This window comes from Blautia glucerasea, assembly GCF_013304385.1.
Lineage (GTDB): Bacteria > Bacillota > Clostridia > Lachnospirales > Lachnospiraceae > Blautia_A > Blautia_A ammoniilytica.
The window spans coordinates 1-1,938 of record NZ_JAAITU010000106.1 but is presented as its reverse complement, the minus strand read 5'-3'; the positions used below and the strand labels follow the sequence as shown (position 1 = coordinate 1,938).

The 1,938-nt window shown below is 39.4% G+C and carries 3 protein-coding genes; all 3 read right to left on the bottom strand.

Features of this window, described 5'->3' with window-relative positions; all coding sequences use genetic code 11:
• Positions 1-516 (bottom strand): replication initiator protein A (locus tag G5B11_RS18540; protein ID WP_173729312.1); only part of this gene is annotated, 516 nt, incomplete at its 3' end.
• Between the two features lie 78 nt (positions 517-594).
• Positions 595-1,497, bottom strand: coding sequence for a ParB/RepB/Spo0J family partition protein (locus G5B11_RS18535; protein WP_101872287.1), 903 nt, complete (start codon positions 1,495-1,497; stop codon positions 595-597).
• Positions 1,487-1,938, bottom strand: a 452-nt coding sequence (locus tag G5B11_RS18530) for a ParA family protein (protein ID WP_173729311.1), incomplete at its 5' end; no start/stop codon positions are given. The genes G5B11_RS18530 and G5B11_RS18535, both read right to left, overlap by 11 nt.

The window sequence follows — 1,938 nt, the reverse complement described above, 5'->3', positions numbered from 1 at the left end:
TTGAAGTTTGTTTTCGGGACTTCTAGAAGTTTGATTTTGGGACTTCATGAAGTTTGAAATGTAAACTTCTGTAGATTCCTCATTTTCCACAGAAGTTTGTTTTTTAAACTTCTTTAATTCCTCTTCAAATTTTTTCTCATCTGTTTTCTCAGGCATAAAGGTTTTCACGTAGATAACGTTCACCTTTCCAAATCCCTGTCTGCGTTTCTCAATCAGGCCAATCCCTGTTTCGTCATCCAGTTCTCTCATGGATTTGATGGCTTTATTTCTGCCACAGTTCAGTAATTCCATGATATCTTCGATGGAAAAGTAGATATATGCTCTGTTTTTGTCATCAAACCACTGATTCTTGATGGAAAGAGACATTCGATCCAACATCAGTCCATATAAAATTTTAGCATCGCTCGATAAATCTTTAAAATAACTGTCTGTAAATAATGCTTTTGGTATGCGGTAGAAGCTGAACTGATCAGCTTCGGTACCGTAAAAATAATTAAATGTCATTTTTTTCTCCATAATTTCCTCCTTTCATTTTCTGCTAAGAAGTCCTCTTTTTAAACTTCTTTGACTTTGTTTTCTTAGCTTTTTCTATCCTTAACAGGACTGTTCCTGCATCCATTTTTCTAATAATGATTCAATCACCTGCTCCATATCTTTGGCTGTATAATCATCCGGAAAGTACTTTGTCAGTTTCTTTTCTGAGAAAGTAAGAGACCGGGATACTTTCTTTGCCATCACACAGTTATTGAAAATTGATAACATCTGGATCTGATTGATTGGTCCATCATTCAGCTGATTTCTGAGTGCTGCAATCTGTTTTGGCTTGATAAATCCGGTGTCGCTGATATATTCGTAAATCCATTCCTGTACTTCCTTGTCGATATAGGAGATATCGACAGCAACCGTGAATTGAAGCTTTTTGTTATCTACCAGATCAAGAAGTTCCGGAATTAATTCTGTCAGTCGGATATACCGCTGAACACTTCGTGCACTTTCTCCAACCTGTTCTCCTAATAACTGATCTGTTCTCGACTTCGTGCCACTTTGGCACAAAGTTAAATCTGTCCGACTCCCCTGTCTTTTCATTGCATCAAGTTTCATCTTATAAGCAAAGGCTTTCTCACTGGGCAACAGTTCCTCTCGCTGAATGTTAGCGTCCACCATCGCAATCACGGCATCATCATCCGATAATTCTCTTACGATTGCCGGAATAGTCGTAAGTCCTGCAAGCTGTGCTGCATGCATTCTTCTATGACCGGATACCATTTCATATTCTTCATTATCATCCATTCGAAGCAGTACCGGTGTCAGTACTCCATTGATCCTTACACTTTCAACCAGATCCTGCATCTTTTCATCATCCAGCACCTTGAACGGATGATTTTTAAACGGATGGATCTTACTGATTTCTATCTCCATTGCAGATTCTTCATTTACCACACCCAGCAGTTCATCAATGCTTGCCAATTTAATCTTTTCGCCACTTCTATTTTTCATTTTTCAAAACCTCCTGTGTTAAGTTCTTATATGCTTCGGCAACTTTTCCTTTCGGGCAGTGCATGTAGATGCTTTTTCCCTCTGCACTGGTCTCAGCAGCTTTTACAGACATCGGGATCACATTTTCAAATACCTCGATCTGACTTCCGTAGGTTGTATGTACTCTCGATGCAATATCCCTTGCGTAATTGGTTCTGAAATCTACCATGGTCAGGAGAATGCCCTCAATCGCCAGTTTCCGGTTCAGTCTTTTCTTTACTGTAAGAATGGTCTTGATCAGCTGCTGAAGTCCTTTCACCGGCAGATATGCGGCTTGCACAGGTATCAACACAGAATCGGAAGAGACCAGTGCATTGATTGTCATCATACCAAGGCTCGGCATACAGTCTAATGCGGAGTAAATTATTATGCTGATTAACTTTTGAAATACCCCATATTTAT